The 16,170-nt window shown below is 40.3% G+C and carries 11 protein-coding genes and 1 other RNA gene; all 12 read right to left on the bottom strand.

Going from position 1 to position 16,170, the window contains the following annotated elements; genetic code table 11:
* Positions 1 to 47 precede the first annotated feature (47 nt).
* Positions 48 to 1,085: an ABC transporter substrate-binding protein gene (locus E7L28_RS00915; RefSeq protein ID WP_008601367.1), complete on the bottom strand. Its 1,038-nt coding sequence runs from the start codon at positions 1,083 to 1,085 to the stop codon at positions 48 to 50.
* 56 nt (positions 1,086 to 1,141) lie between these two features.
* Positions 1,142 to 3,088: a YgiQ family radical SAM protein gene (locus E7L28_RS00910; protein ID WP_316711393.1), complete on the bottom strand. Its 1,947-nt coding sequence runs from the start codon at positions 3,086 to 3,088 to the stop codon at positions 1,142 to 1,144.
* 39 nt (positions 3,089 to 3,127) lie between these two features.
* Positions 3,128 to 3,580 (bottom strand): helix-turn-helix domain-containing protein, encoded by a 453-nt coding sequence (locus tag E7L28_RS00905; RefSeq protein WP_004698676.1) that lies wholly within the window; start codon positions 3,578 to 3,580, stop codon positions 3,128 to 3,130.
* 48 nt (positions 3,581 to 3,628) lie between these two features.
* Complete coding sequence (locus E7L28_RS00900; RefSeq protein ID WP_316711392.1) at positions 3,629 to 6,373, bottom strand: FtsK/SpoIIIE family DNA translocase; 2,745 nt, start codon at positions 6,371 to 6,373, stop codon at positions 3,629 to 3,631.
* Positions 6,374 to 6,455: 82 nt separating this feature from the next.
* Entirely contained in the window at positions 6,456 to 7,757 is a 1,302-nt protein-coding gene (locus E7L28_RS00895) for a replication-associated recombination protein A (protein WP_278451712.1), read from the bottom strand.
* A gap of 244 nt (positions 7,758 to 8,001) precedes the next feature.
* A non-coding RNA gene (ssrS, locus tag E7L28_RS00890) (6S RNA) lies at positions 8,002 to 8,173 on the bottom strand.
* Positions 8,174 to 8,253: 80 nt separating this feature from the next.
* Positions 8,254 to 10,059 (bottom strand): aspartate--tRNA ligase, encoded by a 1,806-nt coding sequence (aspS, locus tag E7L28_RS00885; RefSeq protein WP_316711390.1) that lies wholly within the window; start codon positions 10,057 to 10,059, stop codon positions 8,254 to 8,256.
* An 8-nt stretch (positions 10,060 to 10,067) separates the two neighbouring features.
* Positions 10,068 to 11,339, bottom strand: a complete 1,272-nt coding sequence (hisS, locus tag E7L28_RS00880) for a histidine--tRNA ligase (RefSeq protein ID WP_279008323.1) — start codon at positions 11,337 to 11,339, stop codon at positions 10,068 to 10,070.
* The gene (gene hemZ / locus E7L28_RS00875) at positions 11,339 to 12,766 is read right to left on the bottom strand and encodes a coproporphyrinogen dehydrogenase HemZ (RefSeq protein WP_012864579.1); all 1,428 of its coding nucleotides are present in this window, start codon (positions 12,764 to 12,766) and stop codon (positions 11,339 to 11,341) included. Before hemZ ends, hisS begins: the two co-directional genes overlap by 1 nt.
* A complete protein-coding gene (locus tag E7L28_RS00870) occupies positions 12,759 to 13,247 on the bottom strand; it encodes a Fur family transcriptional regulator (RefSeq protein ID WP_008601380.1) in 489 nt (162 codons plus the stop codon). Before E7L28_RS00870 ends, hemZ begins: the two co-directional genes overlap by 8 nt.
* A 41-nt stretch (positions 13,248 to 13,288) precedes the next feature.
* Positions 13,289 to 13,924 carry an MBL fold metallo-hydrolase gene (locus E7L28_RS00865; protein WP_316711387.1) on the bottom strand — a complete coding sequence of 212 codons (636 nt, stop codon included), beginning with the start codon at positions 13,922 to 13,924 and terminating at the stop codon, positions 13,289 to 13,291.
* Positions 13,924 to 16,164, bottom strand: coding sequence for a RelA/SpoT family protein (locus E7L28_RS00860; protein ID WP_004696424.1), 2,241 nt, complete (start codon positions 16,162 to 16,164; stop codon positions 13,924 to 13,926). Before E7L28_RS00860 ends, E7L28_RS00865 begins: the two co-directional genes overlap by 1 nt.
* Positions 16,165 to 16,170 lie beyond the last annotated feature (6 nt).

Below are 16,170 nucleotides of genomic sequence, written 5' to 3'. Positions count from 1 at the left end.
CTTTCGTCACTAGATTCTTATTTATTTCTTGGATTTATACAACTGACTTAGTCCTTACGGAATCGTACTTGACTAACCCAATGATTTAATAGTAACTTTTTACCTTCTAGAGTATAGCCACCATTCACAGGCCATAATACTAAATCATGCCCCATAGAATCTTTTGGCTCATCCATCTCAGGATTAGTAAATATATAAGTAAAATTCTTTTCTACCATATATTTCGCCGTTTTAGAAGATAGTAACCAATTAATAAACTCTACACTATCTGCTTTATGTTTTGAATTTTTTAAAACGGCAGCACCAGTCACATAATAAGACGTACCATCTTTAGGATAAATGATCTTAATTGGATACCCATGATGACTATATTGCGCCGCATCAGACAAGTTACCAATACCAATATTTGTCTCCCCTAGCGCAGTTAGGCGTATTGGAGTAGACAAAAATTTAGCATGTTGAACCACATGGGGCTTCAAACTATATAAGTATTCAAGAGCCTCTGGTTCCCCTTTATACTCTACCATATTATATAGCAAATTGGCCGCATTCTGAGATGCTACAAAATCGGTCATAACAATAGACCAATCACCTTGTTTTCCCAATGTATCCCATGTAGTAATATATTTACCAATGCCATTATGGAAGGTATCATTCTGAACAAATACGATGGGATCATACCAAATACCAACCCAATAGCCATTTGGATCCTTTAGATTATCACGTACCTCGTCAATACGTTCATTGACGATGGGCATATATTTACCTGCATTGGCACCAATTACGAGATTATCTTCAGAAGTTAGCACCAAATCACCAGAAGTATCAGCCACTGTAGAAGCCGACCGTTGTGACATTTGTTCCTCTGTAAGAGGCATTACAGTGACTTTTACCTTTTGTTCCTCTTCATAACGCTCAGCAAGCATAGCTGTCAAAGTATTAGGTAAGTCCGTATAGACTATAATTTCACCACGAATAGGCTCTTTGGCCTGTTCTATTTGTTCTTGTTGGTAAAAGTTTATGCCATAGATCAACATTCCTACCACAAATAATGCTAAGATGCTCGGAGCAATCCATCGTTTCATATATGCCTCCCATAAGACATAAAGTATCTTAAAATGAGAGTAGCTAAAGCTACTCCCTACATGTAACGACCACCAAAACTTTTATTAGATGTACGAACTTTAGTCACATCTCTACTACGCCTTTTTCCAGTCTGGCATCGATTCCTAGATTCGCAACCTCGTTTGCCATTACGGGATTTACTAGATTGGCTAATACGCTTAGAATTTCCACCAATTGGTCGGGGTGGAATTAAACATTCTGGGCCAAAGCCAATTAAATCACGTCGATTGGCTTCTATGAGAGCCTCTTTAACAAGGTCATAGTTTTCAATATTTTTAAACTGCATCAATGCGCGCTGTTTTGCTTTATCTCTACCCTTTTTAGCAACATAAACAGGTTTTCCATCTAGTGGATTAATGCCCGTATAATACATACAAGTAGAAAGGCTATCCGGCGTAGGAATAAAATCCTGTACTTGCTCTGGGTACATATGGTGATCTCGTAAAAATTCCGCTAATTCAATAGCATCCTCTAGGGCACAACCGGGATGAGAGCTCATAAAGTACGGCACTAAGTATTGTTTCTTACCAAGCTTTTTATTTGCCTCTTCAAACCAAGACTTAAAGGTTAGGAATTCTTCTTTACCAGCTTTCCCCATCATATTGGTAACCCGTTTAGATACATGTTCTGGAGCTACCTTTAGCTGCCCACTTACGTGAAACTCGCAAAGTTCCCGCACAAAATCTTTATTGTTATCGGCTAGTACATAGTCATAACGCAAACCAGAACGAACAAATACCTTTTTTACACCTTTTAGTTTACGTAATTTACGCAGTAAAGCAATATAGTCATCATGATTTGTATTCAAGTTTTCACAAGGCTCTGGAGCCGCACAAGTACGACCTTTACACGCACCATAGACAGCTTGTTTATCGCAAGCTAGATGGCGGAAGTTTGCCGTAGGGCCCCCTACATCATGAATATACCCTTTAAAATTGTCCATCTTGATCATCATGTGAGCTTCTTCAATCAAAGACTCATGACTACGATTCTGAATGATACGCCCTTGGTGATTACTAATAGCACAGAAAGAACAACTGCCAAAGCAACCTCGTTGGCTCACAAGGCTAAATTGAACTTCGCTTAATGCTGGCACACCACCCTTATCATCGTATTTAGGATGCCACTTTCGAGTATATGGCAAGTTATAGACACCGTCCATTTCCTCCTGTGTCAATGGCAACGCAGGCGTGTTCTGAATGAGATATCTATCACCATGCTTTTGGACTACAATACGTCCATAGAACGGATCTTGTTCATCGTATTGAATGCGGAATGCATCGGCAAAATCCATCTTATCCGCCTTAATAGCTTCATACGATGGGCACTCTACATAGTCAATGGTTGGAATTTCCTTTGCCATGTAGCAAATGCCACGTATAGATGGCAAAGACTCTTTAAATCGCCCCTGATCTAAGGCATAAGCTAGTTCAACGATTTGAAGTTCTCCCATGCCATAGACGAGTACATCGGCCTTAGAATCTACTAAGATGGATCGACGCACCGTATCTGACCAATAGTCATAATGACCAAAGCGACGCAAAGACGCTTCTATACCACCAATGATAAGAGGTACATCACTGTAAGCCTCCTTCATACGGTTAGCATATACCAAGGTAGCACGATCTGGACGATGACCTGACTCACCACCTGGAGAATAATCATCTTGACGGCGAACTTTCTTTGCTGCCGTAAATTTATTAAGCATTGAATCTAAATTCCCTGCCGTAACAAGGGATGCTAGACGTGGTTTACCTAGTTTTTTGAAAGCCTCTACATCATTCCAATCTGGTTGATCTATAATGCCTACACGATAACCTTTGGATTCCAAGTATCTACCGATAACTGCAGGCGCAAAGGATGGATGGTCCACATAAGCGTCCCCACTGATGAGAACGAAATCTAATTCAGCCCAACCACGTTCCTTCATATCCGAAGGTTCTGTTACTAAAAATCTATCCATTGATTGTGTAAATGCCTTTCTATCATGCCTAATCAGATACTAGAACAGGAATAACCATAGTAAAAATAATGCCATGCAAACTAAAATAATCCCTAAAATAATGCGTTCTTGTACAATAGAGCGTTGACGTTTTCGTTGACGCGTTTCTAAGGACATACGCTTTTTAGATGTTTGGTATTCAACAAACTCACTTTGTACCAAATTAGGAGTTGCTTGAGCCTTCCGTCTTGTAACAGAACGTAAAGAAAAGGTATCTATGTCCCCTACTTGGCCCTGATATACTTTTACCAAGCGATCCCCATCAAGATCTAAGTAGTTACCATAGTTTCGAATAAAACCTTTTACGTAGACTTGACCAGGAATGATATCATAGTTGCCATCTTCGATAGCCTCTAAATAGGTTGTTTTAATGTGCAGCACTTGCTCCACATCTTTAAAGGTTAGATTACGTCTTACCCGTTCACGTCGTAATTCTTCGCCTAATTCAGCCATTTTCGTTCCTTTCTAAATCTACGTAATATTCATATAGTAATTAGCTAATTATTGCTCATCATTGGAATCGGAGAAATATCTAGCCTTAGCTTGTTCAGGGCTCATTAAAATTTCTCGAGCCTTACTGCCCATGCTAGGGCCAACGATTTTAAGGTCTTCCATTGTATCTACAAGACGTGCTGCACGGGTGTAACCTATACGGAAACGACGTTGCAACATCGATACGGAAGCTTGACCAGATTCCATAACAAGATTGACAGCTCGCTCTAATAATTCATCGCGGTAAACATCATTAGCATCAGAAGATTCTTTTTCAGCTTCCTTTTCCACTTCTTGAGTTACCGTATTATCATATTCTGGTTCTCGTTGAGCTTTCACAAACTCTACAAGTTTTTCTACCTCATCATCAGAAATGAAGGCCCCTTGTACACGAATAGGTTTATTTGCACCAATCGGAGCAAATAACATATCCCCTTTACCCAATAATTTCTCTGCTCCTGCCATATCAAGAATGGTACGGGAGTCAATTTGAGAGCCTACAGCAAAAGAAATACGACTTGGCACATTGGCCTTGATAGAACCGGTAATAACGTTAACAGATGGCCGCTGTGTAGCAAGAACCATGTGAATACCTGCGGCACGAGCCATTTGTGCTAAACGACTAATAGATTCTTCAATATCATCAGGAGCTGTCATCATAAGATCAGCTAACTCGTCGATAATCAACACGATTAGCGGCATTGCAGCCTTAGGATGAGCCTCATTATAGCTCTTAATATCACGTTTACCAGATGCAGCAAACGCCTTATAACGAGCCTCCATTTCACGAACGGCCCAACGCAATACAGCTGCTGCTTTTTTCATATCCGTTACAACTGGAGCCATCAAGTGCGGAATCCCATTGTAAATAGACAATTCAACCATCTTAGGGTCGATTAATAATAACTTAACCTCTTCCGGTTTGCGGCTAAAGAGAATACTAGAAATTAATGTATTTACACATACGGATTTACCAGAGCCAGTTGTACCAGCTACGAGCAAGTGAGGCATCTTCGCAAGGTCTGTAATAACAGGCTTTCCTGCAATATCCTTACCAAGACCGACAGGAATACCTCCACGAGCATCTTTAAAATCACTACAATCAAGTACATCGCGTAAATGAACGGCTTCTGTCGTTTTATTAGGAACCTCAATACCGATGGCAGATTTCCCTGGAATCGGAGCCTCCATACGAATATGTTGCGCTGCCAAATTGAGGGCAATATCGTCTGTTAAATTAACGATACGACTCACTTTCACGCCTGGTGCAGGTTCAATTTCATAACGTGTAACAGTTGGGCCTTGTGTAGCATTAACAACCTTTGCAGTAATACCAAAGTCACTCAATACATGTTCAAGCATCATCGCATTTTGTGCTACTTCTTCACCATTGTTTTGACTCCCCTTCCCTTTCGCCAAAATATCTAGGCTTGGGAAATGGTAAGGTCTATCATAGGACCGATGAATCTGTCCATCTTTAGATACAGCTACTTGCGCCGTATCTTCTGTAGTACTAATAATGGACGGTACTTGTAAACCCATACCTGCCATACCGGCCCCGGCACTTACAGAACTTGCAGCTGCACCCGTTCCTGGCACAGCAGAGGCAATAGCACCGTGATTCGTTTCTAATGGGCCTATTGTTGTATTTTGATAAGAGAATTTTGGTTCTTCATCATCAGAATTTTCTACAGTTTCAACCTCATCTGAATACTCTTCATCTGGTGTATATGAATAGTCCTCATCTGGAACATATACATAATCATCACTCGTAGATCTATGTGTATCAGAGAATTGTTCAAAATCATCAGCTTCATAAGACTTCGCATCACCAGATGCTTCAGATATATTAGCCAATTGCTCAGCCGCACGATTACGTGCTTCTATCTCAGCCAATTCCTTCCAAGATGTAGGAGTTTTTTGTGACTCCATAGTAGTAACTGTATCTTCAATAGAATCAACATCTATAGCTATGGTAGAGTCAAAGAGGTCTCTACCAGTAGCAATGCCTTGTTTTTCTAGTGCATCTAATGCTTGATCTGCTGCATCAGCAAAGCGTGTATCTTTTTCCCTGTTATAAGCTTTACGCTGTTCTGCCGCTTCTTTACGTTGTTCATTCCAATCTTCAAACACTTCTTTTGCAACAGCAACCTTCTCAGCAGCTACCTCTTTTGCAACATCAAGGCCAACCTGTGTTTTGTCCGCAGCCTTTTGTAATCCACTGCGCAAAGACAAACGTGTCACCAATAATCCAAAAGCTATGAGTAAGAATACATCAAGAATAATCGCCCCTAGATTGCCTAATAGTGTACGAAGGAATGTAGCAATCGCGCCACCTACGAAACCACCTTGATTAGCTAGTTGCGTAGTAATGAGTTCCTGCCCCTCAGGAACGCGCCACAAGGGAACAAGAGCTAACAAAAACAGAAAAAACAAGGTCATTACAACCCCTCGTTTTGTAATGGAAATAAATGTATCCTTATATAATAATCTCCAACCTAACCAGAAAACGCATAAACAAGGAATAATACCCCCTAAGCCAAAGCCATAACGGAATATACCTGTTAAAATCTGTCCCACAAGGCCGAGTTCAAAGCCGAAAAAGCCCAGAAAGGAAATCACAGCAAAGGCAATGACAATAAGGCCTTTCACTTCGCTGCGCAAAGAAAAGCTTTGAGACTTTGATTGCTGTTTTGTACTTGTTCTCTTACGGCGTGTGTTGCGTCTTTTGGTGGAAGTATTTTCTTCTGCCATAAATCTATACAAACCCCTTACTTATATAACATTACAGTAAATTAACTTATCATTATATTATAGCATATATCGTAATATTAAGTTAATTTTTACAACGTTTCTCCCAGTCGTGAAGTAACTGTTCCTCAGTCCCTCTCTTTATGCCCTTATAGTAGGTTGCATCAACTAGAGGCGTTGGTAAATACTGCTGTTTTACATATCCATTAGGATAATTATGAGCATACTTATAAGCTTTCCCATGGCCTAATTTACTAGCCCCGCTATAGTGACTATCTTTCAAATGATCAGGTACTTGTCCACAATCCTTATGTCGCACATCAGATATCGCGGCATCAATAGCTACATAAGCAGAATTACTTTTAGGTGCGAGAGCAACATAGCACGCAGCCTCAGATAATATAATGCGCGCCTCAGGAAAACCTACCATATGAGCCGCTTGAGCCGCTGCATTGGCAAGTATAAGAGCTTGTGGGTCCGCAAGTCCTACATCCTCTGCTGCACAAATAACAATACGACGAGCAATGAAATTAGGATCCTCTCCAGCTTCAATCATACGCGCTAAATAATGTACTGTTGCCTGCACATCGGAGCCACGCATACTTTTAATAAAAGCTGAAATTGTATCGTAATGACTATCACCTTTTTTATCGTATGTATATATGCGACGACCTACGACCTTTTCGAGAACTTCAATAGTAATCATCCCCTCATCAGGAACCATAGCTGCTGCTTGTTCAAGAATATTGAGAGCCATACGCCCATCGCCATTGACGAAAATCCCCACATCCTCCAGAACTTCATCGGTTACCTGTAGATGGCGTTTGCCAAGGCCTACCTCTTCATCGGTAATGGCGCGACGTAAAATTTGACCGATAGCCTTTGGTGTAAGTGCTTCTAATGTAATAAGACGCAAACGAGATAATAGCGGTCTATTAACCTCAAAGAATGGATTTTCTGTAGTAGCACCAATAAGGATAATAGTGCCATCCTCTACACAGGGTAACAACACATCTTGTTGGCTTTTATTAAAACGATGAATTTCATCAAGGAATAGAATTGTGCGTTGCTGTAAAGAACGAACCCGTTTTCGCGCGTCTTCAATGATAGTACGCAACTCACCAATACCAGCGTTAGTAGCATTCAGATTTACAAAATGACTATTGCTCACCTTAGCTATGATTCCGGCTAATGTAGTCTTACCCGTTCCACAAGGCCCATAAAAAAGCATAGATGGTATTGTATCCTTCTCTACCATAGCTCTCAAGAAAGTCCCCTTACCTACGGCCTTCTCTTGACCATATAAATGATCTAGTTTAGTAGGACGCATTCGTACAGGAAGCGGCTCGTATGTATTTGTAGGTGTCATATCAAACAAACTATCCATTCTATCACCTCAATTCTCACTCAGTTTAACTGTCGTATTTTCATATCTATAACTATTCAATCAAAAAACAATTACTTCCCCGTCATAAAAGCCTAATAACATCAGTAACTCGGTAACACTGATAATATTGGCAAGACATTTATAACGTTTATGACATTTAGGACTCTTAAGATTTTAAAAAATTTAAATTCTTACCAAAGATATATTTATAGTATATGATATTTCAGTCTATTTTTACACGCAAAAAAGCCCCACCATGCCGTAATGTACCGCGTTTTGATCCTGCAAGGGCAGGTGGGTGTCCTCCTCATCCTGCAGTTGTCCCGTACGGGCGTAACGTTCAGACGAGAGTTCAGACTCCCAAAGTAAATGTGTTGGCTCAAAACTGCGATATCACACGCACATGGCAGGGATATCTTATACTTAAATAGTATCAGAAAGATTAGCAATTAACAAGTCTTGACATTTCGATTTTAATCAATTCTTGCCTATGTTTTTACACTAAAGATTGCTCTTGTTCTTCTTCTACATCGGATTTAATATGCAACTCTTTTAATTGCTTTGGTTCTACTTCAGATGGAGCTTGACTCATGATATCAGAAGCAGATTGAGTTTTAGGGAATGCGATTACGTCGCGGATAGATTGACGTTTTGCCATCAACATAACAAGACGATCAAGACCAAATGCACAACCTGCATGAGGAGGTGCACCATATTGGAATGCATCAAGCATGAAGCCGAATTTAGATCTTGCTTCTTCAATGGACAAGCCAATTGCTTTGAATACTTTTTCTTGTACGTCAGCTTGGTAGATACGCAAGGAACCGCCACCGATTTCTACGCCATTCAATACCATGTCGTAAGCAATCGCTTTTACATTACCAGGATCGGATTCTAATTTATCAAGATCCGCATGGCGTGGCATTGTGAATGGATGGTGCATTGCTACATAACGTTTTTCATCTTCGTTATATTCGAACATAGGGAAATCAGTTACCCATGTGAATGCCAATTTATCTTGGTCAATCATGTTCATACGACGTGCCATTTCAAGGCGTAGTTCACCTAATGCACGTGCCACAGTTGCAGGTTTATCAGCAATCATCAATACGAGGTCGCCACCTTTAGCGCCCATTTTTTCACCGATATTGCGAATTGTATCTTCACCTAGGAACTTCATAATTTGAGACTTGATGGAACCATCTTCGTTGAAGCAAGCCCATGCAAGGCCTTTAGCACCGTAACGATTTACATATTCAACAAGATCATCAAGTTCACGGCGAGGAATGCCAGCATCACCAGGTACAACGATACCTTTAACTACGCCACCATTGTCGATAACAGAACGGAATACTTTGAATTCTGTATCTTTTACAAGATCAGTTACATCAGTAAAGGCCATATCAAAACGAAGGTCAGGCTTATCAGAGCCGTATTTATCCATTGCTTCGTCCCATGTAATACGAGGCATAGGCAAAGAAATTTCTTTACCTAATGCAGTTTTAAATACATGAGCAATCATCTCTTCAAGCAATGCATAAATATCTTCTTCATCAACGAAGGACATTTCTAAGTCAAGTTGAGTGAACTCAGGTTGACGGTCTGCGCGCAAATCTTCATCACGGAAGCAACGAACGATTTGGAAATATTTTTCATAACCAGCAACCATCAAGATTTGTTTGAAAATTTGTGGAGATTGTGGCAACGCATAGAATGTACCAGCATTTACACGGGAAGGCACTAGATAGTCACGAGCGCCTTCTGGTGTAGATTTAGTAAGCATTGGCGTTTCAATTTCCAAGAAATCGCGGCTATCGAAGAAGTCGCGCATTGCTTTAGTTACTTTGTGACGCAAAATCAAGTTGCGTTGCATTTCTGGACGACGTAAGTCAAGGTAACGATATTTCAAGCGAATATTTTCATCTACATCGATATCATCTTGGATATAGAAAGGAGGAGTTTTAGCGGAATTCAATACGCGCAACTCTTCACAGAACATTTCGTATGCACCTGTAGGAAGGTTTGGATTAATAGCAGCCTCATCACGTTTTGTAATCTTACCACGTACACAAAGCACATATTCATTACGAACATCCTCTGCTTTGTGGAACGATTCTACGTTATGATCTGGGGATGCCACTACTTGTACTACACCAGAACGATCGCGTAAATCCAAGAAAATCAAACCACCATGATCACGACGGCGTTCAACCCATCCACATAATACGACCTCTTTACCTATCTCTTGTTCAGAGATGGTGCCACAACCGTGCGTACGGTGTAAGCCTTGCATTGTTTCCATTCTAATTGTCATCCTTTCACCAAAGAAGTTATACGTTCAGCCACTGTATCAAGAGATACAGTCTCTTGTTCACTAGTATCCATGAATCGAATTATGGCTTCTTTACGAGCCAATTCATCATCACCCAATATAATAACATATTTCGCATTAATTTTGTTAGCGTATTTTAATTGTGCCTTCATACTCTTGCCCTGCCCGTCCATTTCAACGGTAATATATTCATCATGTAAGGCTTGGCAAATTTTGAAAGCCTCTACCTTAGCCGCATCACCAAGAGCGACTACGAATACAGATGGTTCTACAGTTGGCTCAGGCAATAAGTTTTGTTTTTCAAGAGCTAATAGTAAACGCTCCATGCCCATAGCAAAACCGATAGCTGGAGTATGAGGTCCATCGAGCTCTTCTACGAGACCATCGTAACGGCCACCACCGGCTACAGCACTTTGAGCACCTAAAGGAGTATATTGTACCTCAAAGGCTGTCTTTGTATAGTAATCAAGGCCACGTACGAGACGAGGATTTAAAGTATATTGCACATTAGCTGCAGTTAAATAGGTTTTCAATTCTTCAAAATGATCATGACACTCTTCACATAAATGTTCGTGAATTTCAGGAGCACCTACGGACAAGGATTTACATGTTTCATTTTTACAATCCAGTATACGCAAAGGATTTTTGTACAACCGTTCTTGGCAATCGCTACATAATTGTTCCTTTTTTGGTTCAAAGAAGGCGATTAATTTTTCGCGGTATACAGGGCGACATGTTGGACAACCTACGGAGTTCACCTCTACATTGAGATCTTTAAGACCAAAGTCTTTTAATAACTGTACAACCATGCAGATAACTTCACTATCTACCACTGGAGATTGCGAACCTAGTACCTCTGCACCAAATTGGTGGAATTGACGATAACGACCCGCTTGCGGTTTATCATGACGGAACATAGGGCCCATGTAATACCATTTTGTGAGACCTTCTTTACCATATACTTTATTTTCTAAGTATGCGCGCACAGCAGACGCCGTATTTTCAGGGCGTAAGGTAAAGCTAGAACCACCGTCATCACCAGTGGTAAAGGTGTACATCTCTTTTTGTACTACATCTGTAGTCTCACCGATACCGCGTAAGAATAATTTAGTTTCTTCAAAGGCAGGTGTGCGAATTTCATTGAACCCATATACTTTACAAATTTCGCGCATACGTTGTTCAATATAATGCCAATGTATCATCTGTTCTGGCAAAAAGTCTTGTGTACCTCTTGGTTTTCTTATAGCCATTACACAACCTCCCAAAATCTTTCACAAATTTTATGTCGTTTCTCTAAAAGTGCATCTATCGTTACGTGATAAACATCTACGTCTTTTGGCATATGCTGTTTAAGCTGACGATATTCAGGGGCTCGCATCCACTTAGACGAGCTACCGGGCCCCATGGATAGAATACTTTGGCGTTCTTCCATGATCTGAATATTGTATTCGCATGCTTTGCCAGGCAAGGTATAGCCGATATTCTCTAACTGCCCTCTCATATATTGTTGGCGATATAAATAATATGGCATATAACCAGCCGCTTCAAGACGCTCTTTACCATATTGTACCATTTCCGCTACGAGATTTTCTTCAGGAATATCATCTTCCATATGTAAATCGTACAACGGGCTACCACGTTTTAATGCTAACGTATGAATTGTAACATTTTCCGGCAGATTTTGACATACATAATCCATATTCTCTATCATGTTTGACATCGTTTGGTTAGGCAAACCTGCGATAAAATCCATATTTACGGCTAATGATGTATTGTTTTTTACATATTGTAAAAGTTCATCAACATCCCGTACGCTATGACCGCGTCCAATACGACGCAAAATATCATCTTGCATCGTTTGCGGGTTAATGCTAATGCGATTCACACCTAGCTCAAGCATGGAACGTAGCTTAGTAGGATTAACAGAATCTGGCCGCCCGGCCTCTACAGTGAATTCATGTCCTTCAGATACGAGTAGAGATAACTGTTTTAGGACCTGGTGAAAGTCTTCATCCTCTAGCACTGTCGGAGTACCACCGCCCATATAGAGAGTATCGACTGTTAGGCCATAGGAATCAACGATAGATTTCATATCTTCTATATCACGGTTTAAAGCCCTTAGAAATTGACTTTTACCAGCATAATCCTGATAAAGACCATATGGAAACGAGCAATATACGCAACGCGTATCGCAGAAAGGAATACCACAATAGAGACTTACCTTTTTATCGTCTGTATCAGATAGAAACGGACGTTGATATTCGCCAATGGCCCCCAAAGTAGCAAGCTTTTCCATAGACACAGAAAACTCGTCCCTAATGTGACGAGTTGCTGCGTGGACAGAGCCATATGTATCTATATATTTATGTAGTAGCTTTGTAGGGCGCACACCTACCATGGTTCCCCATGGAGCCTCAGCAGGTAAGCCTTGATATTCACGCAAATAGCGCAACAAGGCTTGTCCAATTTGACGACGCCCCATAGAGGAAACAGGGCCTTCAAAAATCTTAATTGTATCACCAATAGTAACAGTTAATGTATATATTCCTTCCACTTCATGCGCTTCAAGGATAACCTCTGGATGTACCTTATCAGAAAAGAGTCCTGCCGCGCCACAGTTATGAGCTACTACGGAGCCAAGTGGTAATGGACCCGTATATAGATATCCATTAACCATGATGGGACATACGCTCAAGCTTTTCTAATTCTGCTTCAGTCATATGATTTTGGCAATCACTACAGTAACCATATACTTTCAATTGATGATCAATGGTACGGAAGTTTAATTTCTTAGCGATGATAGACTCCAATGTTTCAAGCATGTCATCTTCAAACTCGGATACTTTACCACATTTTACGCAAATCAAATGATGATGGAAATGAGCGAACTCTTCGTCATTTAATTCATAACGATTACGGCCATCACCAAAATCAAGACGTTTTAACAAATCAAGTTCAGTGAAGAGATCAAGAGTTCTGTAAATTGTTGCCAACCCGATATCAGGTGCCACCTCTTTTACAAGAACATATACATCTTCAGCACTCAAATGATTTTCTTCAGCATCGATAAATGCTTGCAGGATTGTTTGACGTTGAGTTGTCAATTTGTACTTTTTGTCTTTAATGCGTTCTTTTAATTTTTCTAATGTTGTGTTCATGATAAATTTCCCCTCGACTGTAAAAAATAATTCGTTTAAACCTACTGACCAACGAATGGGTTGTATTGTTTTTCATACCCTATATTTGTTTCCGGTCCATGACCAGGATAAACCATTGTATTATCAGGCAATGTATAAAGCTGAGTCTTAATAGATGATATCAGAGTCTCATAAGAGCCATTTGGAAAATCTGTACGGCCTACGGAATCTCTGAATAGAGTATCCCCTACAAACACAAGACCTTCCATGTAATAGCACACACCTCCTGGCGTATGACCTGGTGTTTCAAGCACCTCAAGATCGATATCACCACATATAATGTGATCACCTTGTTTAACCTCGATGATTTCCGCTTTTACCATAATTGGCATTGGATTGCTATAAGCACTAAGATTAAGTTCAGGATCAGATAAATACGGTACATCGCCCTTATGAATATATACAGGTACGTGATAGGTATTCACAATCTCTTGAATACCACCAATATGATCTCCATGACCATGTGTCAGTACAACCGCCTTAGGCTTTAAGTCATGTTTTTTTAGCGCATCTAGTACTTCAGCTGTTGCAGGATCGATAATGAAAGCTTCACCTATCACTTTATCACCGATAACATAGCAATTTGTTCCTAGTGGACCTAAAGGCATGCGCATAAGCACTAATTGTTGTTCGCTCATTAAGCCCCTCCTTTACTACGTTGAACAGTATACACTTCACGAATACGACGCAATTTAGTCATTACGAAATCTAGTTGCGAAATATCCCGGATATCAACCACCAAATTGATGCTTACATTTTTTGTATCTTCTTGAACCTTAGCATTGATGTTAGTAATGGTGATTTTCAATTCTGAAAGCACCGCCATAACCTCCATGAGAATACCAGCTCGATCATAAGCTTGAATATCAATGCCTACGTGGAAAGATTCGCCAGAAGAACCGTCCCAAGAGACTTCTATCATCCGCTCTAAGTCTTCAGGAGAATGTCCCATGCTAGGGCAATCACAACGGTGAATAGAAACACCACGACCACGGGTTATGTAACCTATAATATCATCACCAGGTACAGGATTACAGCATTTTGCCATACGCACCATCACACCAGCTTCACCTTTTACGAGAACACCAGTGCCATTTTTAGTTTTCTTTTGTCCTTGAGATTTTAATTTCTCAATAATTTGCTCTGTACTGCGCTTAGATTCCTCTACCTCTTTAGACTTTTTATAAAGTTCAATTAAACGCAAGAGAACAGTGCTTACAGGAATACCGCCATAGCCACAGGCTGCAAACATTTCCTCTTCTGTACCGGCTTTAAGTTGTTTCGTTACATGTTGTAAACGGTTGTCTGCACATAATTCTTTCCAATTATGATTCAATCGTTTTGCTTCTTTTTCAAGAGCTTCTAAGCCTTTTTCAATATTTTCAGCTTTATTTTCACGCTTGAACCAATTGCGAATTTTGCTCTTACTTTCAGAAGAACCTACGATATTCAACCAATCAAGGCTAGGACGACCTGTTTTGGATGTGATGATATCAACAATATCACCATTTTGCAAGGTGTAATCCAGCGGTACAATTTTACCGTTTACCTTAGCACCTACACAATGATGACCTACATCGGTATGAACTCGATAGGCAAAATCAAGAGGTACAGAGCCTATTGGCAACTTAACAACGTCACCCTTTGGCGTAAATACAAATACCTCACCAGAGAAAACGTCTAATTTCAAAGCATTAACGAGTTCCGTTGGATTACTAGTATCTTGCCATTCAAGAACCTGGCGCAGCCATGCAACCTTTTGATCAAATTCTTTATCGCCGTTTTTATTTCCTTCTTTATATCGCCAGTGAGCGGCCACACCATATTCAGATACACGGTGCATTTCCCAAGTACGGATTTGAATCTCTACCGGTTGCCCCATCGTGCCGATAACGGTTGTATGCAAGGATTGATACATATTAGACTTCGGCATGGAAATATAATCTTTGAAGCGATAAGGCAATGGCTTCCACAAGCTATGTGCAATGCCAAGTACTGCATAACAATCAGGGATGCTATCAACGATCACACGAACGGCAAGCAAATCATAAATTTGGGATAAATCACGATTATCCTTTTTCATCTTCTTATAAATACTGTAGAAGTGTTTTGGACGACCTTTGATATCCGCCTTGATATGGGCTTCACTTAAGGCCTTTGTAAGTTGCCTCATCGTATCATTAACGATGTCTTCCCGGACTTGGCGTTTTTGTTTCATTTGATCGACTAGATCATAGTATTTTTCCGGCTCTAAATAACGGAAGGATAAATCTTCCAACTCCCATTTCACATTGAAGATACCAAGACGATGTGCCAAAGGTGCAAAGATTTCTAGGGTTTCCTTAGCAATACGCTTTTGTTTGTCACTACGCATATGCTTTAAGGTGCGCATATTATGTAAGCGATCACCCAATTTAATAACTACGACACGTACGTCCTTCGCCATAGCTAAAATCATCTTTCGATAGTTTTCCATTTGGCGATCTTCTTTGGTTTCATACTGGAATTGGTTTAATTTTGTTACCCCATCAACGAGGAATGCTACTTCAGAGCCAAACATCTCCTCTAGGTCTTCCTTCGAGTAAGATGTATCTTCAACCACATCATGCATTAGAGCTGCCATGAGTGTAATATGGTCGATTTGTAAATGTGCCAAAATATCAGCTACAGCTAGAGGATGCATGATATACGGTTCACCGGAAGCTCTAAACTGACCTTCATGAGCCTTATCAGCAAGCTCAAAAGCTTTCAATACTTGGTCACACTCATCATCTGTTAAATACGTATGGATATACTCCATAAACTCAGCTAAGGCTTTACTTTTATCAAATGTACTTTGTTCTACCAAAGCTTTGCCTTCTTCATTTACAGTTGTCATGATGTC

The sequence above is a fragment of the Veillonella parvula genome, from assembly GCF_032575955.1.
Classification (GTDB): Bacteria; Bacillota; Negativicutes; order Veillonellales; family Veillonellaceae; genus Veillonella; species Veillonella parvula_J.
This window is presented reverse-complemented; position numbering and strand designations above follow the sequence as displayed.

Bases quoted from the DNA above. Each gene is read 5' to 3' on its own strand.
- E7L28_RS00865 (WP_316711387.1), bottom strand. From the start codon at position 13,924: ATGAGCGAACAACAATTAGTGCTTATGCGCATGCCTTTAGGTCCACTA.
- aspS (WP_316711390.1), bottom strand. From the start codon at position 10,059: ATGGAAACAATGCAAGGCTTACACCGTACGCACGGTTGTGGCACCATC.
- E7L28_RS00860 (WP_004696424.1), bottom strand. From the start codon at position 16,164: ATGACAACTGTAAATGAAGAAGGCAAAGCTTTGGTAGAACAAAGTACA.
- E7L28_RS00870 (WP_008601380.1), bottom strand. From the start codon at position 13,247: ATGAACACAACATTAGAAAAATTAAAAGAACGCATTAAAGACAAAAAG.
- E7L28_RS00900 (WP_316711392.1), bottom strand. From the start codon at position 6,373: ATGGCAGAAGAAAATACTTCCACCAAAAGACGCAACACACGCCGTAAG.
- E7L28_RS00910 (WP_316711393.1), bottom strand. From the start codon at position 3,088: ATGGATAGATTTTTAGTAACAGAACCTTCGGATATGAAGGAACGTGGT.
- E7L28_RS00895 (WP_278451712.1), bottom strand. From the start codon at position 7,757: ATGGATAGTTTGTTTGATATGACACCTACAAATACATACGAGCCGCTT.
- E7L28_RS00905 (WP_004698676.1), bottom strand. From the start codon at position 3,580: ATGGCTGAATTAGGCGAAGAATTACGACGTGAACGGGTAAGACGTAAT.
- hisS (WP_279008323.1), bottom strand. From the start codon at position 11,339: ATGGCTATAAGAAAACCAAGAGGTACACAAGACTTTTTGCCAGAACAG.
- hemZ (WP_012864579.1), bottom strand. From the start codon at position 12,766: ATGGTTAATGGATATCTATATACGGGTCCATTACCACTTGGCTCCGTA.
- E7L28_RS00915 (WP_008601367.1), bottom strand. From the start codon at position 1,085: ATGAAACGATGGATTGCTCCGAGCATCTTAGCATTATTTGTGGTAGGA.